Below are 23,284 nucleotides of genomic sequence, written 5' to 3'. Positions count from 1 at the left end.
CGCATGCACCAAACCGTTCACCCAAGAATTCCCGTTTCAACCTACCGGATCCAACTCAACCGGACCTTCACGTTCCGCGATGTGGCGGCGATCGTCCCGTACCTGCACGACCTGGGGATTACGGATCTCTATTGTTCGCCCTATTTCACGGCCGTGCCGGGCAGTTCGCACGGCTATGACATCGTCGATCCCACCCGGTTGAATGCGGACATTGGAACGGAGGAAGACTACCGCGTGATGGTGGATGCGTTGCAGCGGCACGACATGGGCCAGCTGATGGATGTGGTGCCCAATCACATGGGGATCACGCGGCAGCTCAATCGCTGGTGGCAGGACGTGCTGGAAAACGGTCCGAGTTCTCCGTATGCGTCGTTTTTCGATATCGATTGGGATCCGCTCAAGTCTGAATTGCAGGACAAGGTGCTCTTGCCGATCCTCGGGGATCAGTATGGCCTGGTGTTGGAAAATCAGGAACTGCAACTGGTCTACGAGGATGGACGGTTTTTAATCCGATACTATGACCATTCTCTCCCGGTGGCCCCGAAACCGTCCGCCCTCATTCTCTTGCATCGGCTGGATTCGCTGATCCGTGAAACGGGTCCACACAGTCCGCATGTCATGGAATTGGAAAGTATCATCACGGCATTGCGGCATTTGCCCACTCGGCAGGACCGAGAGCCGGCGCTGGTGGCGGAGCGCTATCGTGAAAAGGAAATTATCAAGCGCCGCCTGGCCACGCTGGTTGAGAGCAGCGCGACGGTGCGAACGTTTCTCCATGAGAATGTCCGGATCGTCAACGGCACAAAAGGTCAGCCTCGAAGCTTTGATCTGCTGGATCAAGTCCTGAACGATCAGGCGTACCGGCTGGCGTATTGGCGGGTTGCGGCGGAGGAGATCAATTATCGCCGCTTCTTCGACATCAACGAGTTGGCCGCAATTCGTATGGAAGATCCCACGGTGTTTGAGGAGACTCACAAACTCTTGTTTCGCCTCCTTAAGGAAGGGTCGGTCACGGGCCTGCGCATCGATCATGTGGACGGGCTCTACGATCCGGCCGACTATCTGAATAAACTGCAGTCGTGGGCCAAGAAGGAACTGACCGTCGCATCGGATGTGACGGAGCGCCCGCTCTATGTGGTAGTCGAAAAGATTCTCGGCGTCAATGAGCAGCTGCCGGCGAATTGGCCGGTCTTCGGTACCACAGGCTACGACTTTCTCGGCTGGCTGAACGCGCTGTTCGTGGATCGCGCGAATGAGCGGGCGTTCGATGCCCTGTACAGGCGAATGTCCAGAAGGGTGGAATCATTTGAAGAACTCGTCTACCGGTGCAAGCAGCTCATCATGCAGGTGTCGATGGCCAGTGAACTCGCTGTGCTGGGCCATCAATTGGACCGGTTGTCTGAACGGGACCGGCGGTCACGGGACTTCACGCTCAATAGTTTGACCTACGCGATTCAGGAGATTATTGCCTGCTTCCCCGTCTATCGCACCTATACGACCGGCGACACCGACGGCATTCTTGACCGGGATCGCGTGTTCATCTGGCAAGCCGTGGCGCATGCCAAACGCCGGAACCCTGCGGTGAGCGGACTGGTCTTTAATTTCGTGCGCGATCTCTTGTTGCAATCCTCCAACCATGCCGAATCGGATTGCGACGAACGGTTGAAGTTTGTGACGCGCTTCCAGCAAACGACCAGCCCCGTGACGGCCAAGAGCGTGGAGGATACGGCCTTCTATCGCTATCACAGGTTTGTGTCTCTCAATGAAGTCGGATCCAGCCCCGAACAATTCGGTATCGCCCCCTCGCTCGTCCATCACCAATGGGAATCCCGGCAGGAGCTTCGCTCGACGTCGCTTTCGGCCACCTCGACCCACGATACGAAACGAAGCGAAGACGTTCGCGCGCGGCTCAATGTGCTGTCAGAGATCCCCAAGCAATGGAAAGAACATGTGCTGCGCTGGGTCAAGATCAACCGTTGCCACAAAACACACGTCGGAGGCGACACGATTCCCGGCTGCAACGAAGAGTATCTGCTGTATCAGACCGTGATCGGCGTGTGGCCGTTGGCGCCGCTGGATGAACCGGAGTATGCCTGCTTTGTCGAGCGCATCCAGGCGTACATGAATAAGGCCGTCAAAGAGGCGAAGGAGCACACGAGCTGGGTCAGTCCCAATGCGGAGTACGAGGAGGGCATTAGAGCCTTTATCGCCAAGTCGTTGGATCGATCGATTCCGAACGAATTTCTGGATGACTTCCTTCCATTTCAACAACAGGTGGCTCAATACGGCCTTTACAACTCCTTGTCACAGACCCTCCTCAAGATGGTGGCGCCGGGTGTGCCCGATGTGTATCAGGGGACTGAGCTGTGGGACTTCAGTCTGGTGGATCCGGACAACCGGCGGCCCGTTGATTTTTCCACCAGGGTTCGCTGCCTGACCGAATGGACTCGTGCGTCGTCCGCCGACGCCGATCGCCTTGCGCGGGCACAGGACCTCTTCGCGCGACGGCAGGACGGCAGGATTAAATTATTTCTGTCCGCTGACCTCCTGCGTTTTCGGCGTGCGCATCGTGAGTTGTTTGCGCACGGCCGCTATGTACCGCTGGCCGCCGGAGGAGAGCATGCCGATCATCTCTTCGCGTTTGCCCGCTGTCAGGGTGAGGAGATGGTGCTCGCGATTGTCCCCCGGTTGATCACCGCGGTCGTGCCGGATGCGCAGACGCCGCCGTTCGGCGAAGCCGTCTGGCGTGACACCTGGCTCGTCGTCCCGGTCGGGCAGGAGGGCGTCAGGTTTCGCAATATTCTGACCGGAGAGGTGGTCAAAACGGTGTTACGCGGGAATAAACAGGTGTTGTCCGTCGGAGAGATCTTTGCTCACTATCCGGTCGCCTGTCTGGAGAAAGTGGCCTGACCATGGTGCGGTTGATTGATGTGAGCGAGTCAGAGAAGGGAGCGCCGACATGGTGGCCAGGCGGAGAGGCCTATGTCGACGGCGATAGAGTGAGCGGGTCGCGCGCGATCAGATGGAGGTCGGCGGCAGTCGGGCTTGTTCCACTGCTGGCCGGCGCTGTCGTCGGAGGGCTCAGCGCCCTCGCCGCAAGGACAACGGTGAACGGGAAGTCGGGGCGTTCATCCGCAGAACGCTGCACCGAGACAACGGCGGAAAGGAGCCTATCGATGGAAACGGGACAAGACAATCGGCGGCGTGGGCACGATGAAGAGAGTGGCGGCGGGATGGGGGCCGCAGTGGTATTGGCAGCGTTCGGACTCGGCGCGTTGGCCGGCGCCGTGGCGGTGTTACTGACGACTCCGGTGTCAGGACCGTCGGTTCGACAGCGCTTGAGGCGGGGAGCCGAGACGGCCAGGCAGGAACTCGATGAGATTGTGACCGAGACTGAGGATTCGTGGAAATCCGTGGCCGAAAGCGCGCGCGGCGCAATGAAAAAGACCGCGGCTCGGATCAAGGAGGCCGCTCAGGTGACAAAAGACGCGATCGCCAAAGATGCCGCTCCGGGTGGCGGGGCGTCCTGATACATCGGCGGGATCGGTGAGGACGAGTCAAGCGACATGAGGCGACCCATCACCATGAGGACATACGCATCGTGAAACAGACAGACACCGCGTTTCAATTTATCGGGTGCAGTGAGCTGCGGGAAATCCTCGGTGAAGAAGCCGAGGATGAGCGGCGGCTGGTCGAGCTGTTGGAGACGGTTCCGCTCGATTCGATCTATTACCATACGCACAGCTATTTTCTCCGGCACAGCTATGTGGAGCGAGTGTATCCGAACGACTTTGCCCAGTGGGTGGCGATGGAGGTTCGGGATCACGTATTGGGAGAACGGCTGGCGGTCGTCGATCCGTTCGAATTGAACGGTCTCGAAGCCCTACGTACGGAGCTGATCGCCATCATCGACGATCACCTGTCCAGCACGCCGATCGTGCCGCGCGTCATGTTCGGCAAACCGTTTCACTTCAACCAGTCCCGACACCTCGAAGTTCCCACGGGACTAGAAGTGCGGACGCTTCGGGAGTTCCGGAATGCCGTGAGTGAGGTGGAAGTGAGTGCGATCTATTTTCATGTGTTCGAGGCCCGGCATCGCCTCAAGCGCAAAGAGAGCGATTTCTCTGCGTGGATTGATCAGAGTCTGGGAATGCCGGATCTGGCCGAGAAGTTCCGCGCCATCAATCCCTACTTGGGCAGTCTCGAACGGCTTCGGTCGGCGATGCTGACGCTGTGCGATGAGTTTCTGGTCCGCGAGCCTGAACGGTAAGGAGGAGCATCGTGCCGACGACCGATCCCTTGTGGTTCAAAGATGCGGTGTTTTACGAACTGCATGTCAAAGCGTTCTCTGACGGCAATGCCGACGGCATCGGAGATTTCCAAGGGTTAATCCAGAAGCTGGATTACCTGGAATGGCTCGGCGTCAATTGCCTGTGGTTGCTGCCGTTTTTCCCGTCTCCGTTGAGAGACGACGGCTACGATGTCGCCGACTACCGTAACATCTTTCCCGACTACGGGACGATGGACGAGTTCAGGACGTTCCTCGACGAAGCGCACCGCAGAGGCATGCGGGTGATTGCGGATCTGGTGCTGAATCACACGTCGGATCAGCATGCCTGGTTTCAAGACGCGCGGAGTTCTCCGCAGTCTCCCAAGCGGGACTACTATGTGTGGAGCGACAGCGACAAGAAGTATGACAAGGCACGGATCATCTTTATCGACACGGAGAAGTCCAACTGGACGTGGGATCCGGTCGCGAAGGCCTATTACTGGCATCGGTTTTTCAGCCACCAGCCGGATTTGAACTATGAGAATCCGGAGTTGCGCAAAGCCATGCTGGACGTCATGTCCTTTTGGCTGGAGCAGGGGCTCGATGGATTCCGTTGCGATGCCGTGCCCTATTTATTCGAGCAAGAGGGGACGATCTGCGAGAACCTTCCGGAGACCCACACCTATCTGAAAGAAGTCCGCAAACGCATCGACGAGTCGTATCAGGGGCGTGTGCTGCTGGCTGAAGCCAATCAGTGGCCCGCGGACGTCCGTCCCTACTTCGGCGATGGCGACGAGTTCCACATGGCGTTTCATTTCCCGCTGATGCCGCGGCTGTTCATGGGCGTGGGTAGCGAAGATTGGCACCCCATTGTGGACATGTTCACGCACACTCCGGCGATCCCGGAGAATTGCCAGTGGTGCCTCTTTTTGCGCAACCATGACGAGCTGACGCTCGAAATGTGTTCCGGAGAAGAGCGGGACTATATGTACTACGCGTACGCGCGCGATCCCCAGATGCGGCGCAATATCGGGATCGCCAGACGGCTGGCGCCCTTGTTGGAAAACGATCGCCGGAAAATCGAACTGCTCAATAGCCTGGTCTTTACGCTCCCCGGCAGCCCCATCGTCTATTACGGCGATGAAATCGGGATGGGAGACAATGTTCATCTCGGAGACCGCAACGGCGTGCGCACACCGATGCAATGGACCGACGACCGCAACGGGGGATTCTCCAAGGCCGATCCGTCGAAACTGTATCTGCCGTCCATTTCCGATTCCGTGTACGGATATCAGGCCATCAACGTGGAGGCCCAACGGCAATCACCCCATTCCCTTCTGCACTGGATGAAACGGATGATCTGCGTGCGCAAGCAACATCCGGCCTTCGGCCGCGGGACCGTGGAGTTTTTGCGCCCGCGAAACGACAAAGTGCTGGCCTACTTGCGGGAGTACGGCGGGGAGACGTTGCTGCTCGTGCACAATCTGGCCGGATCGGCTCAGGCCGTCGAATTGGACTTGGGCAAATATCAAGGCGCAGTCCCCATCGAATTATTCGGAGATTCGAGATTCCCCCAGGTGGGAACGCAGCCCTACGTGTTGAGCGTCGCCCCCTACGGGTTCTACTGGTTTCGGCTGCACCAGGCGGCGGGGCAGGACCGTTCCTACGGGATCGAAGACAGTCTCATTTAGCGCAGTGCGCACAATCGGGAGGCATCACGGATGGTTCAGGAACTGGACGAGTATCGAGACTTCGCGCCGAAAGGCACAGTCGAATTCCTCTACCGGTTGAGCGCCCTCGTGGCGGGGCGAAGCTTTCTGCACGTCAATTCCGTCCGGTACGGCGGCGGGATCGCGGAAATTCTCCGCCGGTTGGTGCCGATGATGAAAGCCCTAGGGGTCGCCGCACGATGGGACGTCATCGCGGGCGATCAGGAATTTTTCGATATCACGAAACGATTGGCGAACGGGCTGCAGGGGCGAAAAGAAGATCTGACCGAGGCGATGGAGCAGGCCTATCTCAAGATCAACCAGCGCAACGCACAGACGCTCAAGCTGGACGCGGACCTCGTCATGATCCACGATCTTCAGCCGGCGGCGCTGATTGAGCAGAAGTCGGGGGGCAACTGGATTTGGCGCTGCCATCTCGATTTGGCCAAACCTCACCAGCAGAGCTGGAGCTTTCTTCGCCGGTTCATCGTCCGGTACGATGCCGCGATTTTTTCCATGCCGGGGTTCGCCCATCGGCTGTCGATCCCCAAGTTCTTGATACACCCATCGATTGATCCGTTAAGCCAAAAAAATCTGGAGTTGTCCCGGGCAGAAGTGAATGAGGTCCTTGTGCGGCTGGGTATCCCCAGAGACAAACCGATCTTGCTGCAAATGGGCCGCTTCGAACGATTCAACGATCCCCTGGGTGCCATCAAGGCCTATCGCATGATTAAGAAATATCATCGCTGCCGGTTGATCATTGCCGGGTCCGGGGTCATGCACGATCAGGAAGGGGAAGCGGTTTTAGCCGAGGTGCAGGAAGCGGCTGGAAAGGATTCGGATATTCATGTGCTCCAGCTGCCGCCCGAGGCCGACCTTGAACTCAATGCGCTTCAGCGGGCCGCGACCATCGTCATTCAGAAATCCATCAAGGAGGGTTTTGGCGTCGCCGTGTCTGAATCGATGTGGAAGGGGAAGCCGGTGATCGGAAGTACGGCCGGCGGGATTGCCGCCCAGATCGTGGACGGAGTCACCGGGTACACCGTCTATTCCGTCGAAGGGGTCGCCTTCAGAGCCCGATATCTCTTGAATAATCCCGGCCTCATTCAGCGCATGGGCGGGGCGGCGCGGGAGCATGTCCGGAGAAATTTTCTCATCACGCGTCATTTGAGCGATTACCTGACGCTGCTGAAATTATTTGCGAAGCAGTGAGCGAGGGAGCACAGGTGGGATTGGGAGACCGGATGTCTCACACGAATGGTCCGAGAGAAGGGACGCGGTGACGCACATGACAGCGTGGGAGCAGGTTCAGGCGCAATGTCCCGATCTCCGCAAGGCGGATCTCCTTGTCGGTCTGCCGACCTTCAATCATGGCTCGACCGTTGAGCTGGTGGTGAAGTCGGTCATGGCAGGACTCGCGGCCTTTCTTCCCCAGGTCTCGGTGGTGGTCGTCAATGCCGATGCCGGATCGCAGGATGGCACCCCGGACATCATTAAACGCGCCGTAGGGAGCGCGGTGCCCGTTGTGTCGGTTCAGTACCTCACGGGAGGACTGTCGGCACAGCCGGCTGCCTTGGATCGGCTGTCGGAGTCCGGAGTGGCGAAGCGGGAGGCGGCATTTCGCGCTTTCTTTACGATCGCCGAGAAGGTGGAGGCGAAGGCCTGCGTGGTCATGGATGCCCAGCTTCGCTCGGTCACCCCTGAATGGATCGAACGGTTGGCGCAGCCGGTATTGGAGCAAGGGGCGGATTTTGTCGCGCCGGTCTTCCGGCGCCAGCGGTATGAGGGGAGTTTGACCAACAGTCTCATTGCACCATTGACTCGGGCGCTCTATGGGAAACGAGTGGCCTGCCAGAGCGGCGGCGGGTACGGATTTTCCGCACGATTGACGAATCGCTGCCTCGCGAAGGATCTCTGGGAAGGCGAGACGGCTAAATACGGCATCGATAATTGGTTGACGACGGTCGCCGTGGCCGAAGGGTTCCACGTGTGGCAGGCCTTTCTCGGGGCTAAAGTGCAGGATTCCAAGGCAAGCGGACAGGATGTGTCGTTCATCCTGGCTCAAGCGGTGGGAGCCGCCTACCATTATATGGAGCAGTATCAGGAGGTGTGGGAACAGCGGAAGGAGTCGAGCGCCGTTCCGGCGGTCGGCGCGCCGTACGGTCCGGGGGACGCGTCTGTCGCGATCAACGTCGAACGGATGGTGAAGGGGTTCCGCCAAGGGCTGCGCGATCTGCTGCCGATCTGGGAATCGATCTTGGCCCCCGACACGCTGGCCGGGATTCTCACTTTGGGGCTGGAGGATGAAGAAGAGTTCCGGTTTCCCATCCCGCTCTGGACCCAGACCGTCTACGACTTCGCGATTGCGTATCACGAAAAAGTGATTCATCGAGAGCACCTGCTGAAGTCGTTGACTCCGTTGTACCTGGGGCGCACCGCGTCGCTGGTCCTTGAAACGAAGGATGGAGAGCCGGGTGATGCCGACCGTGCGGGTGAGCGGGTGTGCGAGTCGTTCGAAAGCATGAAGCCCTACTTAGTCGGGCGATGGAGGTTCCAATGAATGAACTATGGCAAGAGGCAATGGTAGAAGCCTTTCGAGAAACGATGAAACGCGTTGCGCTCTTCTTGCCGAAACTCATGGCGCTGCTGACCTTTCTGCTTATCGGCCTGGCCGTGGGTTGGCTCGTCAAGTTTCTGCTCCTGCGCATTCTGAAAGCGTTTCGCTTCGACCCCTTGTGCGAGCGGCTGGGGCTCACTCCCGCCTTGGGAAAGGCGGGCATGAAACAGCCGATCTCTCACATGATCGGCCGGTTCTCGTTTTGGACGGTGTTCCTGCTCTTTGCGTTTATGGGAATCGATGCCTTGGATCTGCCGGCGACGGCGAATCTGATGAGTATCATTCTGGGATTTTTGCCGCATGTGCTGGCGGCGATGCTGGTCGCCCTGCTCGGAGCGCTGCTGGCCAATTTCAGCAGCGAAGCGGCCTTGATTGCGGCGGTGAATGCCCAGATTCAAGAGGCCCGGCTGATCGCCAATCTCATTCGCTGGGGGATTCTCACCTTTACGGCGGCCATGGTGTTGACCCAATTGGGAATCGCCAAGGAAATCGTGGTCGCGGCGTTCTCCATTATCTTCGGCGGGGCCGTTCTGGCATTAGCCCTCGCGTTGGGAATGGGTGGACGCACGATCGCGAAGGATGCGCTGGAACGGCGATTCCGCCGGAAGCATGACGATGACGAGGTGTCGCATATCTAGAGCCCTGATAGGCGCTGACAGAGGAGAGGGATAGCATGCGTGATGACCGCGGCAGACAACGGGTGATCATTGAGGGCGTGCGGCCTGCGGTAGACGGAGGCCGCTTTCCCATTAAACGGACGATCGGCGACGAACTGATCGTGGAGGCCGACGTGTTCGCCGACGGACACGATGCGCTCGCCGTGGCTCTCCGCTACCGGGCTGAGTCGGTTCCGCAATGGACCGAGATCCCGATGGAGGCCATCGGAAACGACCGGTGGCGCGCGGCATTCCCTCTCTCGAACATCGGGCAGTATCGCTACACCGTCACGGGATGGGTCGATCACTTTCTCACCTGGCGCCGGGATCTGATTAAGAAACGCGACGCGAACCAAGATCTTCGACTAGACCTTCTCATCGGCGCACAGTTGATTGAAAAGGCCGCCACGCAGGCCCCGAAAGAAGTGGAACAGGCGCTGTCTCGATGGGTGAAGGAGCTCCGCGCGACGGACGCCCCTGAAGCGGACCGTATTCGCGCAGCGCTGAGCGCCGAGTTGGCCGGGATAATGGCGAAACATCCGGATCGAGCCCAGGCCTCCCTTTACGAGGTTGAATTTGCCGTCATTGTCGATCGCGAGAAAGCCCGCTATAGCACCTGGTATGAAATGTTTCCGCGGTCCTGTTCCACTAAGCCCGGCGTGCACGGCACCTTCAAAGACTGTGAGAAGAGGCTGCCCTACATCGCCTCCATGGGGTTTGACGTGCTCTATCTTCCTCCCATCCATCCCATCGGAAAGACTCATCGGAAGGGTAAGAACAATGCGCCGACCAGCCGGCCGGAAGACCACGGCAGTCCCTGGGCGATCGGCTCGCCGGACGGGGGACACACCGCGATTCATCCGGCGTTGGGGACGCTCAAAGATTTTCGACGCTTGATGGAACGGGCCCGCACCCATGACATCGAGATCGCGATGGACATCGCATTTCAGTGCTCCCCGGACCATCCCTATGTGAAAGAGCATCGCGAATGGTTCCGGATCCGGCCGGATGGCACGGTGCAGTATGCGGAGAATCCGCCGAAGAAATATCAGGATATATTCCCGCTGGAGTTTGAGACGGACCAGTGGCGGGCATTGTGGGATGAATTGAAGCAGGTGGTCGATTATTGGATCGAGCAGGGCATTCGAATATTCCGCGTGGACAATCCTCACACCAAGCCGTTTCCGTTTTGGGAATGGCTCATCGGCGAGGTGAAGCGCACGCATCCGGACGTCGTGTTTCTGGCTGAAGCGTTCACGCGGCCGAAAGTGATGAATCGTCTGGCTAAAATCGGCTTTTCCCAATCCTACAACTATTTCCCCTGGCGCACGACGAAGGCAGAGCTCACGCAATATTTCACGGAGCTCACGCAGTCGGATGTGCGGGAATATCTCCGGCCGAATCTCTGGCCGAATACGCCGGATATTCTGACGGAGCAGCTGCAGCATGGCGGACGCCCCGTCTTTATGTCTCGGCTGGTGCTGGCCGCCACGCTGGGAGCCAGCTACGGGATCTACGGTCCGGCGTATGAACTCGGCGAGCATCTGCCTCGCGAAGCCGGAAGCGAAGAATATGCGGATTCTGAAAAGTATGAAATCAAGCGATGGGATCTGGATAGGCCGGATAGTTTGCAGGAATTCATCGGCTGCGTGAATCGGATACGGCGGGACAATCCCGCGCTTCAGCGCGATGGGAGTCTCCGCTTTCACGCCATCGCGAACGAGCAGTTGCTCTGCTACAGCAAGCGCACGGCAGACGGATCCAATGTCATTCTGGTCGTGGTGAATTTGAGTCCCCATCACGTGCATTCCGGATGGCTGGAATTGGATCTTGCGAGCCTAGGGCTCGATGCCGATCAGCCGTTCCAAGTGGAGGATCTCCTGACGCACGCGCATTACCTGTGGCAGGGAGAGCGCAACTATATTGAGGTGAACCCCCATTCGGCTCCCGCGCATATTTTCCGTATTCGCAGGCGTGTTCGCACGGAACAGGATTTTGACTATTTTCTGTAGCAGGAGGACCGAGCAGTCCATGTTGACGGCCATGCACCAGTGGGAATCATTATGCGAAGGCGCCGGCGCCGAGGCCTTGACGGCGCTGCTGCCGGACATTCTCAAGACCAAGCGGTGGTTCGGCGGCAAAGCCCGCCGTATCAAGGCGGTCTCCATCGTCGAATCCGTCGCGGTTTCCACGGGCACGGCGACGATGCGGCTCCTGCTGGTGCGCGTCGAGTACAGCGATGGGACATCCGAAACGTATCAGATGCCGGTGACGGCGGCGTTCGGAAGCGAGGCGATCCGTCTTCAAGAGACCGCTCCCCAGGCGGTGCTTGCGCCGCTCACGGTGCGTTCAGACAGCGGGGAAGAGCAGGGCATCCTATACGATGCGCTCTGGAATCCGGCGCTCTCGCGCAGGCTGTTCGAGGCCATCGGGCAGGGGGAGCAGTTTCACGGTACGGCCGGAACCGCCGCCGCAACTCCGACCAAGGCCTTTCGTGAGCTTGTAGATGTCGCGTATCCGCAAGACCCGACGGTCCTGAAGGCCGAGCAGAGCAACACCTCTCTCTCCTGCGGCGGGCAGGTGATCTTGAAATTCTATCGGCGATTGGAAGAAGGCATGAACCCCGACCTTGAAATCGGACGGCACTTGACCGCTGTGCGATTTCCCTGCGTTCCGCCGATTGCCGGCGCGATTGAATACCGGCGGACTTCAGGCGATCCGATGACGCTGGCGCTGCTGCAGCAATTCATCCGCAATGACGGGGATGCGTGGCAACAGAGCCTGCATGCGGTCGATCAATTTATGGTTCGGACTGCCGGAGACCTCTACCGGGAAGCGGCGCCGCCCGGCCGGGGGCGTCCGCTCCTTGATCTTGCGCGGGAGGAGTATCTTCCCGTCGCGCGAGAGCTGCTCGGTGGGTATGTGCAGTCGGCCGAATGTTTAGGCCGGCGGACTGCCGAGTTGCATCTGGCGCTCAGTCAGATTGAGGACGATCCGGCGTTTACTCCCGAAGGGCTGACGAGCGCGTATCGGCACGAGCGGTACGTCACGATGGCGGCCTCTGCGGAGCAGACCATGGCCCTGCTCAAGGAACGAGTTGCGCAGCTTTCCCCAAAGGGACAAACCGAGGCGCGGCGCTTGTTCGATCTCAAGCCGGCGTTGGACCGAACCTTCCGCGCGTTCCGTGATCTCGAACGGCCCGTTTCCCTTATCCGGTGCCACGGCGATTACCACCTCGGCCAGGTGTTATCCACGGGAAGCGATTTTGTGATTATCGATTTTGAAGGAGAGCCGGCCAGGTCCTTGGCCTCACGCCGCAGAAAACATCCGCCCATGCTGGACGTGGCCGGCATGGTCCGCTCGTTTCACTATGCGCCGTTCGCCTTTCTTGCGGGAAAGCGGACCGGCCTTGCCGTCGCCGCGCAGGGCATTCCCGGAGAGAGTGTGCTGTGGGCTCAATTTTGGTCCGATTGGGCCAGCGTCGCATTTCTGAAAGCCTATCTCGGCATCGCGAGCGCCACGAAATTTTGGCCGAAAGAGGAGCGGGATGTGCGCGTATTGTTTGATGTGTGTTTGGTCGAGAAGGCCATCTATGAATTGGGATATGAACTGAATAATAGGCCTGATTGGGTTGAGATTCCGCTGCACGGTCTCGTCGATCTGTTGGAGATGGCCGGGTCGGAACGGGCGTGACGACGTGGATGCTGTGAACACACGTGTCTCGATACGCGCGCGCAGGGTAGTGGCTGTAACATCCGTCAAGAGGTGACACTATGGCGAAGACGCACGATATGACACACACGGTGAACGAAACGAGTCTGTTGAGCCAGGATGATCTCTACCTGTTCAACGAAGGCACGCATTTCCATCTGTATGACAAGTTAGGCGCCCATCCGGTCAAGCGGGGCGGTGTGAGCGGAACGACGTTTGGAGTCTGGGCGCCGGATGCGGCGGAGGTCTCGGTCATTGGGGTATTCAATGATTGGAAGCCGGGCGCGCATCCGCTGCATATGCGCGAGCATTCGGGAATCTGGGAAGGCTTTCTGCCGGGCGTCGGGAAAGGAGACCTCTATAAATTCCATATTCGCTCGCGCTTCAACGACTATCAGGTTGAGAAGACGGATCCCTTTGCCATCTTCAATGAGATTCCTCCGAAGACGGCCTCGATCGTGTGGGATTGCGAATACGCGTGGCGGGACGCCGAGTGGATGAAGACCCGGCGCGCCCACAATGCGCTGGATGCGCCGCAGTCGGTCTATGAAATGCATATCGGATCCTGGAAACGGGTGCCAGACGAAGGCGATCGCTCCTTGAGCTATCGAGAGCTGGCAGCGGTGCTGCCGGGATACCTGCGGGAGATGAACTTTACCCACGTCGAGTTTCTGCCGATCATGGACCATCCGTTTTTCGGATCCTGGGGCTATCAAACGACAGGCTATTTTGCCTCTTCTGGCTGCTACGGCACGCCGCAGGATTTGATGTTCTTGATCGACGAATTGCACGGGCATGGCATCGGCGTTATTTTGGATTGGGTGCCGTCGCATTTTCCGACCGACGCGCATGGGTTGAGCTATTTCGACGGGACCCACCTCTTTGAACATGCCGATCCGCGGCAAGGGTACCATCCCGATTGGCAGACCTACATTTTCAATTTCGGCCGGAATGAAGTACGCAGCTTTCTGATCAGCAGCGCGCTCTTCTGGATGGATAAGTACCATATCGACGGAATTCGCGTGGACGCGGTAGCCTCCACGCTGTATCTGGATTATTCGCGCAAAGAAGGGGAATGGGTGCCGAATCAGTACGGAGGAAAGGAAAACCTCGAAGCCATTGGTTTTTTGCGGCGGTTGAACGAAGAAATCTATGCGCAGTATCCGGATGTGCAAACCACGGCCGAAGAATCGACGTCCTGGCCCATGGTCTCACGGCCGACGTATCTTGGCGGCCTCGGGTTCGGCCTCAAATGGGACATGGGCTGGATGCACGACACGCTTGCCTACATGAGCCTGGATCCATTTTTCCGACGGTATCATCACGACAAGTTGACCTTCCGGATGCTGTACGCCTTTCACGAAAACTTTGTCTTGCCGCTGTCGCATGACGAAGTGGTGTATGGGAAAGGCTCTTTGCTCGGGAAGATGCCCGGCGATGATTGGCAGAAGTTCGCCAACCTTCGTCTCTTGTTCGGCTACATGTATGCGCAGGCGGCGAAAAAGCTGATCTTCATGGGAGGGGAAATCGGCCAACGCAGCGAGTGGGCTCACGATCGCAGCGTGGAGTGGCATCTGCTGGACCAGCCCGCGCATAAGGGCCTGCAGCGCTGGGTGGCGGACCTCAACCGGCTGTATCGCGACGAGCCGGCGCTGCATGAACGGGACTTGGATCCGGCGGGATTTGAATGGATCGATTGTACCGACGCGGAATCCAGCGTCATCAGCATGCTGCGGAAAGGGAAGTCTGCCGGCAGTCAGATGCTCGTGGCGTGCAATTTCACGCCGGTGCCCCGGACCAACTATCGGATCGGTGCCCCGTGCGGCGGATTCTGGAAGGAAGTCTTGAACAGCGACGCGACGCTGTATGGCGGAAGCGGCTGGGGCAATATCGGTGGAGTCGAAGCGATGCCGGTGCCCCTGCATGGGCGGTCGCACTCGCTTACGCTGACGTTGCCGCCGCTGGCCATCCTATTTTTCAAGAGCCCGGAATAGCGCGCACCGTCACGCTGCGGTCTGGTTCCCCAGCGAGACGATGATGGCCTCGTCCGGTTCCAAATGGAACCGCGCTGCAATCCATGGCGTGGCTGAATCCGTCCCACTCCACGTCGAGAGCCGTATCACGCCGGGGCTTGTGACGTCCGGCACTGTCACGGTGCGGCTCTCGGAAGAAAAGTTGACCGCCACCAACATGTCGCTGTCGCGTTTTGCAGGAGACGCGTCTTCCCGGATGAACACGAGACAGCCGGCCGGCACCGTCCCAATCGGCCGATACGTTCCCTCGCTGAGTGCCGGAAAGGTTTTCCGGAGCCGGATAAGCCGTCGATAGAGATTCAGCAACGAGGCGGGATCGGCTCCTTCCCTCGCCGCGTTCAACTCCCGATAGTGCGGGGACACCGGCAGCCAGGGACGCCCGGTTGAAAATCCCGCCTGCTCGGATCCATCCCATTGCATCGGTGTGCGCGCCGGATCACGCCCGATGCGAAACGGCCAATATCGTTTGGTATAGGGATCCCGAAGATCGCGGTATCGCAACGGGGTGTTGCGCATCCCGAGTTCCTCCCCATAGTAGATGAACGGGGTCCCGCGCAAGGTAAAGAGCAACACAGCCGCGGCTCGCGCGCGCCGCTCCGCGTCGCCGTTGGCTCCATAGCGATCGATATGCCGGGGCTGATCGTGATTGCTGAACACCACGGTCGGCCAACCGCCGCGAGGAATTACCCGGTCGCCGGCTTCGAGAAGCGGGGCAAACCGTTCGGCCTGCCAGGGCGACTTCAAGAGGCGAAAATCGAACAGCATGTGCAGCTCATCATACCCATTGCCGTAAAACGCGGACGGCCCACCCGGGGTATCGGCCGAGGCTTCCCCGATCAAGACAACATCGGGAGTGCCGGACAGGAGCGCGCGCAATTCCTTCAAGGCTTGGTGCCCAAGAGGTTGATCCCGGTCATACCGGTGCTCTTGTCTGGTATAGCCTCGGAGACCGAGCTTGAACGGATTATTCGGCCAGCGCTTGTCCTTGCCGAGCCAATTGATGGCGTCCAAGCGAAATCCATCCACCCCGCGGTCGAGCCAAAACTTTACGACGTCCCACATGGCGGTTCGTACGGCGGGATTGTGCCAGTTCAAATCCGGCTGCTCTTTTAGAAACGAATGCAGATAATACTGTCCACTGTGAGCATCCCAGGTCCACGATGAACCGCCGAATCGCGCATTCCAGTTATTGGGCCGCCGCCCGAATCCTTTGCCGTCGGCCCAATAATACCAGTCTCGTTTGGCCGAGCTTCGAGAAGAACGGCTGTCTTGAAACCACGGATGCTGATCGGATGTGTGGTTCAGCACCAGATCCATAATCAGCCGGATCCCGCGCCTGTGGCATTCCTTCACCAGGCGGTCAAAGTCGCTGAGCGTCCCGAACCGGCTGTCGACCGTGCAAAAGTCAGCCACATCGTAGCCGAAATCGACCATCGGGGACGGATAGATCGGCGAGAGCCAGATCGCGTCGATACCGAGCGAGTCCGCCGTGCCGTCATTCAGATAGTCGAGCCGGGAAATGATGCCGGGAATATCGCCGATCCCGTCGCCGTTGGAGTCCTGAAAACTCCATGGATAGATTTGATACACCACGGCGGATTGCCACCAGGGGAGTCGAGTGGTCATAAGAGCAGCCTGAATAGGGTGGGGTCGTACTCGCTGGGGTCAGTATAGACAGATTCGAGGAAAAGACAATCGCTTCACTGGCCGCCGTCATCGCCTCTGCATCAGCGCATTCCAGGTTTGCGGCCCGACCATCCCGTCCGGCGCGATGCCATGCTTTCGCTGGAAACGCATGACCGCAATGTCTGTTTCCGGTCCAAAGTGGCCGTCGAGGGTCACGCGGTATCCAGCCTTCCGCAACGCGCGTTGGATCTTCAGGACGTCTTGCCCTGCCACTGGGGGACGTTGGAGCCAGAGCTGCCTGGCGAGCTGGGCAGTCTGAACGGTTTTCTCCGGGCGATGAAGCGCCTGGTAGGTCGCGGGCCCGACAATGCCATCAGGCCGTAGACCGTGAGTTCGTTGAAACCACCGGACGGCCGCTGCCGTGTCCTGTCCGTACAGGCCGTCGATGCGGATCGGAACGCGATGGCGGTGCAGGAGCCGCTGAAGGTGAACGATCTGCGCTCCTCGCCGAGCCGGGGCTTCAACCCGGAGGGAGGCGAAGGCGCCTTTTGAAATAGCTGAGGGTGTCGCCGCCGGCGCGACGGGGATGGCGGTTGCGGCTGGCTTGGCAGGAGGAGCCGGTCTGGACAACGCGGCGATTCGATCAGTCAGTGCATGATTGTCCCGCGTCTTGTCGTCAACCAGGCGTTGCAGGGAGGCCTGTGTCGCCTTCATCTCTTCGAGCTCCTGATTCAGCCGATGCTGGTCATCCAGCGCGTCATTGAGCTCGGCGCGGAGGATTGCGATCTCGCTCTGAAGGGCCGGCGGCCAATAGTCGCACCCGCTGAGATTCAACATTCCAACCCCCAACAGGCTCATGAGGGGGAATAGGGCCATCTTCCGTGTCACTGTCATCGTCATCCTCCCGCCTTCCACGTGTGATGCGAGACCCATCCTGCGCCGCGCCATCAGGTTTCTTCACCCTGGTCGAGGAAATCCTCAAAACAGGACCGATGCCAGATGTCCTTGCTGTGATCGGGCGCCGCGTGCGGCCCATGCATTTCAACGATCACGTCGGCATCGTGAAGATTGGCCGGTTCTCCACAAAAGGCGCAGGGAATGTGGGAGATATTGTGGCCGTACTCTTTTCGGATATCGTCGAGCAGGTTGTTTTCGACGGTCCGTTCCATGGTTGTTTTCATCGGCGTGTTCCTTCCTTGGTCCGTTCAGGATTCTGTCTCATCTTTGATAGATGAGGTGCTGCCGGCATTGAATTAAAGCGGCCGTGCCCTGTCGTGCTCATCCGTCGCCCCTGATATTTTGTCGGACTCGGGCGCGTTCAGCGCAAGAATTACGTCGCGTTTAAGAATCGCGATGGCTTCTCGAATGAACTGCACGGCCATATGTTCATTCTTATCGATCAAGGGAGCGGCTTGTTTCAGAAGCTTGGCTGCACGGAGTAACGATTGGGCTGCGTTCCCGGACGGGGGCAGCGCCTTGGGCCCCGTCAAGTAGCTCAGATCGCCCAAGTAGTTCAGGTCGCCTAAACCTTCAACCGAAAGGGCCTCGGCCACAAGCGGGGTCGCCGCAATCGCCAGAGCCGGCGTCGGTTTCAGATCCTGATCGGGCACGCAGCCTTTGTATGAAATCAACCAGAACCCGATGACCATGAGCGGTATCACCAAGGCCGGTCGGTAGTGGCGTAATACGGTTGCCATCATCATACGATTCCTCCACTCCAGGTGGCCGGCTCCGACGCAGGCGCGGTAGCGGCAAGGGCTCAGCCAATTACATACGGATAGATAGCCGCCGTAACGGTTTATTCTTTCTGGCCCGAGCCGAGAGTCGCCGGCCGTTTCTCAGAATGAATAGAATCCAACCAGCCAGCACGACGATCAGTAAGCCGATTGCCAGCAGTATCATCACGTGCGCAACGCTCCAGGCCAGGGTGATGGTTTTGTGACGGACTGCGGCACGGGATCAAGGATGTCCAGAAGTTCGAGTTGAAGAATGAGTGTCTGTCCGGCCAACCGAAGGCGCGGATGCCGATCGGGGGCGTGGGAGATTGAATCGCTACTGCTCGGACCAAACGCGCGATCCGTCGCCATCATTTCCGTTTTCGATTCTCCGACTGCCATGCCGATCACCAATTCTTCTATTCCTTGCATGACCGCCTGTTCTCCCGTCGTGAAGGTCAGCGGTCCACCCAGGCTCGATGAGCCGAGCAGTGTTCCATCTTTCAGCCAAACAAGAACATGGATGCGTACCGTATCTCCCCAGTGGACGAGGCGAATGACACCGTCAGGTGCCGGATGGTGAACGCTGTCAGGCCGCTTCACGCTCGCCCCTCCCTATTCATGTCAGGCTGAACAAACACTCGCGCCGGGAGACGATAGTTACGAGTCTGCCTCATCGGACCGGCGTCGGAGAACTCGGAAAACTCCTAGTTGGTTCTGGCTTCATCCCTGGGGGGCGGAAAGCGATTCGATGTATGCCGATTTGACAACCAGTCTGGTCGATCGAAAAGGCAAAGGCGCGCACCGGCGCGCCGCGCAATCGCCGTTACGGAATATCGGGAATCAACCTCTGGTTCCCGGCATGCTGCTTGAGTTCCTGTCGTGTGCAGACTCTGAACTGGCGTTTCAGATAGGCCAGAGACAATCGCACTGCCCCGGTCGACAACCCCAACACTCTGGCTATGCGATGGGCCGGATAGGATCGTGCGACCAGGCTGAGCACAAGCCGGTCCGAGTCGGTCAAGCGTGGCGCTGGCCTGATCGGATTCTCTCTCGCACTTGTTTCGGCATCGGGCGGGAGGCAGCGAGTAGAGGGACGGCCTGATAGCACTGCATCGATCCATCCTGTGATCTCCGTTGCGGGCTCGGACCGGACAATCACCCCGGTCCCGCCCGCCGCGAACACGGCTGCTCTTATCGATAACTGTGGCATACCGGTCAACGCCAGGACCTGGCACGATCGAGCGCGTTCTAAGATGCGGCCGATCGTCTTGAGGCTGCTGAGGTGCTGGAGATCGACGATCACGACATCCGGACGAAGGAACTCCACTCTGGCAAGAAGCGACAATTCGTCTGCGGGGCACCGCTCGATCTCATAGCGGCCGCAGAGCAGACGCTGACTCTCTGCCTCAATCTCGGACGGGGGTCCCGCGAACAGTACTCGCTGCCGTAGTATGGGAGCATCCGCCATGCTTTACCGCGATCCTTCCCTTCGTGTGTGATTGTTTCGGTGCCGTGAATCGTCTGTGGTACGGTCCCGGAGCATTCTGTTCGCAAGTCTGAAGTGTCTGCGGAATGCGCGTCAGTCTCCCTTGCTTCCATATCGCCGGAAGACGATCCACGCGATCAACATCGTCATCGCGACAACAATTGCCATGCGCCGTAGGGCCCCTTCCTGTAGAGGCCCACCGTAAAGGGGAACGATGCGACAGGGAACTCGGAGAATCCCCGGTTTTGGCGGCACGCTGTCCTAGAATGACCGTGCGCTCATGCGCATGCGGGTAGCAGGACTCACCTCACAAATCTGAACGGTAGACCGGTATGGCTAGGGCGAGACTAATCCGTGCGTGACGGCGTACTTCGTGAGATCGGCGGTCGTGTGTAGGCCAAGTTGCTTGCTGATGCGCGTCTTGTGAAACTCAACGGTTTTGGCAGACACGCACAGAATGGAGGCGATTTCCTTGAGAGACCGGCCTTCGGCCACAAGCTGCAGGACCTCGCGTTGCCGGAGCGTAAGGGTCGCTTGTGCGCTCGATGGCGACGGGCGATGATGCAGCAAGGGATCTAAGACGCCCTTGGCCAGCAGGGGCGACATGTAGAGATGGCCGCGCAGCGCGATGCGGATCGCCTGAATCAGCTCGGTCGCGCTCGCGCGTTTGAGCACATACCCGGACGCGCCGGCGCGAAAGGCTTCTGTGACATACGTGGGATCCCCGTGCATGCTGAGGAACACCACTTTCACGGAGGGCAGGCTCTGACGGAGTTGCTGCGCCGCATCGATTCCGTTCAGCAAGGGCATCGACAGATCGAGCAGAATGACGTCCGGTTTCAAACGAGGAGCGGCCTCGAGCAGGGCGCGTCCATCTCCGACCGACCCCACTAGATCAAATTCCGGCTCTAACACTTTGTGCAACGCCTCCACGAACATGGTGTGGTCATCGGCGAGCAGAATTCTTGGCTTTGTCATGGCGCCTCAACCGGGTACGGCAGGTGCGCGACAACGTCCGTACCCGCTCCCGTGGTCGAATGCCACTCCACCGATCCATTGAGGAGGCGGGCGCGTTCCTGCATGCTCAGGATGCCCAATCCTCCCGTGCGGCTTTGAACATCGTCGGGATTCATGCCGACTCCGTTATCGCGAATCGTTAACGAGACTGCGTCAGGGAGCAGGGCCAGTTGAATGGTCACTTGGGATGCCTGGGCATGCAGGCCGACATTTCCCAAGCTCTCCTGGGCAATTCGATACAGGCAGGTAGCCAACTGCGGCGGGATCGGCATGGCAGAATGCGGTTTGATAAATTTGGCTTTGATGCCCGTGCGTTTGACGAAGTCATGAAGGTATCGCTGGAGTGCCACCGCCAGACCGAGGTCTTCGACGGTCGTTTCGTGGAACCGGTAGGCCAGCTGGCGGACATCGTCCGAGAGCCGGCTGACGTGGCGGCGGATCGCGCCGATTCTGCGGCGAATGAGCGTCGAAGAGGCCGGCAGATGCCGGCACAACGAGTCCAATTGAAGCCCGATGGCGCCTAAGCGCTGATTCACGTCGTCATGCAAATCACGCGAGATTCTGCGGCGTTCTTCATCCTGAACCGTGAGCAGTTTACCGGTCAGCATGCGCAGTTCTTCGCGGCTGCGGTCAAGTCGGTTCTGATCGTGCCCCGGATCGACCGAGCGTGAGTCGAGCGTAACCGCATCGATTATCGGTCCGCGCGCTTGCGTGGTGTGTTTCTGAGTCGTGACGGCACCTTCTTTCCACTCGCTGCGCGAGTCGCTCCGAATGTAACCAGCCATGAAGTCTTTCTTTAACGTACTGCCCATGAAGGGCTTACGCAATCGCTAATGTGGCACCGTGCCAAGATCTCATCGCAAGAGGCTAGGAGATGAAGGTCTGATTTCGGATCTAGCCGAGGCAACGAGTGGATAACCATGCCAAGCTCACTAGAGAAATAGCGTGTACGTCGACGGACTTTTGCGCGGGCAGAGATTGTGCCATCAAGGCGGTGAGCAATTAGGTGCTTACCCTGTTACGCTGCCACTCTGGCGGACATGGGAGATAAGACGGTATGGCAGAACGGAGCCGACGCACTCACGCGTCGGCTGCCCCTCGAAGGGCAATGAGACGAAGATTCATCCGCGCGGACTAGAGCCCGTGAATCGACAGCGAATGCTCAGCAGGGGGTAGATTGAAATAGAGATGGTAAGTGATTGAAATATGGAGCTGGCGAGAGGAATTGAACCTCCAACCTGCGGTTTACAAAACCGCTGCTCTGCCATTGAGCTACGCCAGCCCATCTAATTATTCTGCGGAGTTATCTTTCTACCTGCTCTCCGCTTGCCCGTCAAGTGTTCTGGGCGTGGTCTGCTGGAGATACTTTCCGAGCTTGGTTGCTGCCTGGGACAAGTCTTCCTCCCGTATGTGATTGTAGCGCTTCCACATCTGCGGGGAGGTATGCCCAACGATCTGCATAGCCGTGGTAGTATCCACCCCAGCACGCCTTAGATTGGTTGCAGCGCAGTGCCTCAAGTCATGGAACTTGAAGCCGATTACACCGGCGTCCTTAAGTGCTGTGCGGAATGCCGTTCTGAAGTCCTTCAGCGGTTCTCCCTGATACAAGAAGACATGGCGAGTAGCCAAACTCCGCAACTTAGCAAGCTGCTGTAACGTCCCTCGTACATCTGGAGTAATTGGAACTTGCCGGGGCTTTTTTGTCTTAGTGTCTTGGCTTCGGAGCGTGACAAACCCGCGCTTCAAGTCTACGCGGTCCCAGGTGAGGTTAACGATTTCGCTCAGCCGCTGCCCGAGTTGGTAGGCGAGAAGGAGCACTGGTTGTAGGTGGGGTTTTGCTGCCTGATACAACTTGCCCCATTCCTCCTCACTCAACACCCGATCACGTGCATTTTGTGGGTCGGGCATTGGCACTCTGGCCGCTGGATTGCTGACTAGGAGATCTCGCCGAACGGCCACATTGAGGGCATGCTTCAAAACGATATGATCATTGTTGATTGTCTGTGTGCTGGCCATACTCCCATTTCGCTTCTTCCGTTGCCCTCGATAGGTCTCAACATCGGCGGGCTTGATCTCGCCAAGAATTTTCCCACCAAAGAACGGGATCAATTGCTTGCCCATGATCTCTACGCGATCCTGATAGCTGCGTAATGTTTTGACAGACTCCATGTCGAGGTATGTTTTTGCCCATTCTTTGAATAGAACAGGTTTCGCCTGTTCGGTCTGTTCCTGGCCTAGAAGAATGCGCGTCTTAATCGCTGCTTCCATTTCCCTGGCAACGGTCTTATTCAGACACCCCACCTTCCAGCGTTTCTTTCTTGCTCCCTGTACACCACTCGCCAACACCAAAGACTTTCCGTCTGCACTGTCAATCACCCGGAACTCCACATAGTAGCTATCAGGTCTCTTGGTCAGCCCCATTTTCTCGGCCCTCCCACCAG

At 58.6% G+C, this 23,284-nt stretch carries 19 protein-coding genes and 1 tRNA gene; 10 read left to right on the top strand and 10 right to left on the bottom strand.

What is annotated here, in order from left to right; translation table 11 throughout:
- Window positions 1-3 precede the first annotated feature (3 nt).
- From treY to glgB, 10 genes are all read left to right on the top strand, one after another.
- Window positions 4-2,910, top strand: a complete 2,907-nt coding sequence (gene treY / locus NITLEN_RS10460) for a malto-oligosyltrehalose synthase (protein ID WP_121989560.1) — start codon at window positions 4-6, stop codon at window positions 2,908-2,910.
- A 2-nt stretch (window positions 2,911-2,912) separates the two neighbouring features.
- Entirely contained in the window at window positions 2,913-3,530 is a 618-nt protein-coding gene (locus NITLEN_RS10455) for a YtxH domain-containing protein (protein WP_121989559.1), read from the top strand.
- A gap of 71 nt (window positions 3,531-3,601) precedes the next feature.
- A complete protein-coding gene (locus NITLEN_RS10450) occupies window positions 3,602-4,270 on the top strand; it encodes a DUF5752 family protein (RefSeq protein WP_121989558.1) in 669 nt (222 codons plus the stop codon).
- An 11-nt stretch (window positions 4,271-4,281) separates the two neighbouring features.
- Window positions 4,282-5,961: a maltose alpha-D-glucosyltransferase gene (treS, locus tag NITLEN_RS10445; RefSeq protein WP_121989557.1), complete on the top strand. Its 1,680-nt coding sequence runs from the start codon at window positions 4,282-4,284 to the stop codon at window positions 5,959-5,961.
- 30 nt (window positions 5,962-5,991) lie between these two features.
- A complete protein-coding gene (locus NITLEN_RS10440; RefSeq protein ID WP_121989556.1) occupies window positions 5,992-7,191 on the top strand; it encodes a glycosyltransferase in 1,200 nt (399 codons plus the stop codon).
- Between the two features lie 67 nt (window positions 7,192-7,258).
- Complete coding sequence (locus tag NITLEN_RS10435; RefSeq protein WP_146216161.1) at window positions 7,259-8,539, top strand: glycosyltransferase family protein; 1,281 nt, start codon at window positions 7,259-7,261, stop codon at window positions 8,537-8,539.
- Window positions 8,536-9,234: a mechanosensitive ion channel family protein gene (locus NITLEN_RS10430; protein WP_121989554.1), complete on the top strand. Its 699-nt coding sequence runs from the start codon at window positions 8,536-8,538 to the stop codon at window positions 9,232-9,234. Before NITLEN_RS10435 ends, NITLEN_RS10430 begins: the two co-directional genes overlap by 4 nt.
- Before the next feature lie 35 nt (window positions 9,235-9,269).
- Complete coding sequence (locus tag NITLEN_RS10425; RefSeq protein WP_121989553.1) at window positions 9,270-11,264, top strand: alpha-1,4-glucan--maltose-1-phosphate maltosyltransferase; 1,995 nt, start codon at window positions 9,270-9,272, stop codon at window positions 11,262-11,264.
- Window positions 11,265-11,283: 19 nt separating this feature from the next.
- Window positions 11,284-12,945 carry a putative maltokinase gene (locus NITLEN_RS10420; protein ID WP_121989552.1) on the top strand — a complete coding sequence of 554 codons (1,662 nt, stop codon included), beginning with the start codon at window positions 11,284-11,286 and terminating at the stop codon, window positions 12,943-12,945.
- A gap of 80 nt (window positions 12,946-13,025) precedes the next feature.
- Window positions 13,026-14,957 carry a 1,4-alpha-glucan branching protein GlgB gene (gene glgB, locus NITLEN_RS10415; protein ID WP_245924430.1) on the top strand — a complete coding sequence of 644 codons (1,932 nt, stop codon included), beginning with the start codon at window positions 13,026-13,028 and terminating at the stop codon, window positions 14,955-14,957.
- A gap of 9 nt (window positions 14,958-14,966) precedes the next feature.
- Here the strand turns inward: glgB and NITLEN_RS10410 are convergent, their stop codons facing one another.
- From NITLEN_RS10410 to NITLEN_RS10365, 10 genes are all read right to left on the bottom strand, one after another.
- Entirely contained in the window at window positions 14,967-16,622 is a 1,656-nt protein-coding gene (locus NITLEN_RS10410) for an alpha-glucosidase (protein WP_121989551.1), read from the bottom strand.
- Window positions 16,623-16,709: 87 nt separating this feature from the next.
- Window positions 16,710-17,516, bottom strand: a complete 807-nt coding sequence (locus NITLEN_RS10405; protein ID WP_181416783.1) for a peptidoglycan-binding domain-containing protein — start codon at window positions 17,514-17,516, stop codon at window positions 16,710-16,712.
- Between the two features lie 53 nt (window positions 17,517-17,569).
- Window positions 17,570-17,803, bottom strand: coding sequence for a hypothetical protein (locus NITLEN_RS10400; protein WP_121989549.1), 234 nt, complete (start codon window positions 17,801-17,803; stop codon window positions 17,570-17,572).
- A gap of 72 nt (window positions 17,804-17,875) precedes the next feature.
- The gene (locus NITLEN_RS10395) at window positions 17,876-18,325 is read right to left on the bottom strand and encodes a hypothetical protein (RefSeq protein ID WP_121989548.1); all 450 of its coding nucleotides are present in this window, start codon (window positions 18,323-18,325) and stop codon (window positions 17,876-17,878) included.
- Window positions 18,326-18,523: 198 nt separating this feature from the next.
- Window positions 18,524-18,940 (bottom strand): FKBP-type peptidyl-prolyl cis-trans isomerase, encoded by a 417-nt coding sequence (locus NITLEN_RS10390; protein ID WP_121989547.1) that lies wholly within the window; start codon window positions 18,938-18,940, stop codon window positions 18,524-18,526.
- Between the two features lie 223 nt (window positions 18,941-19,163).
- Window positions 19,164-19,808: a DNA-binding response regulator gene (locus tag NITLEN_RS10385; RefSeq protein ID WP_121989546.1), complete on the bottom strand. Its 645-nt coding sequence runs from the start codon at window positions 19,806-19,808 to the stop codon at window positions 19,164-19,166.
- Window positions 19,809-20,162: 354 nt separating this feature from the next.
- Window positions 20,163-20,804 (bottom strand): response regulator, encoded by a 642-nt coding sequence (locus NITLEN_RS10380; protein WP_121989545.1) that lies wholly within the window; start codon window positions 20,802-20,804, stop codon window positions 20,163-20,165.
- Window positions 20,801-21,628: a sensor histidine kinase gene (locus NITLEN_RS10375; protein ID WP_181416782.1), complete on the bottom strand. Its 828-nt coding sequence runs from the start codon at window positions 21,626-21,628 to the stop codon at window positions 20,801-20,803. The genes NITLEN_RS10380 and NITLEN_RS10375 overlap by 4 nt, the downstream gene beginning before the upstream one ends.
- Before the next feature lie 422 nt (window positions 21,629-22,050).
- Window positions 22,051-22,125 (bottom strand) — tRNA-Thr (locus NITLEN_RS10370).
- Window positions 22,126-22,154: 29 nt separating this feature from the next.
- Complete coding sequence (locus NITLEN_RS10365) at window positions 22,155-23,264, bottom strand: tyrosine-type recombinase/integrase (RefSeq protein ID WP_121989543.1); 1,110 nt, start codon at window positions 23,262-23,264, stop codon at window positions 22,155-22,157.
- Window positions 23,265-23,284 lie beyond the last annotated feature (20 nt).

This window comes from Nitrospira lenta (genome assembly GCF_900403705.1).
GTDB lineage: Bacteria > Nitrospirota > Nitrospiria > Nitrospirales > Nitrospiraceae > Nitrospira_D > Nitrospira_D lenta.
The sequence above is the reverse complement of the archived record's forward strand: the minus strand, read 5'-3'. Positions and strand labels throughout refer to the sequence as shown.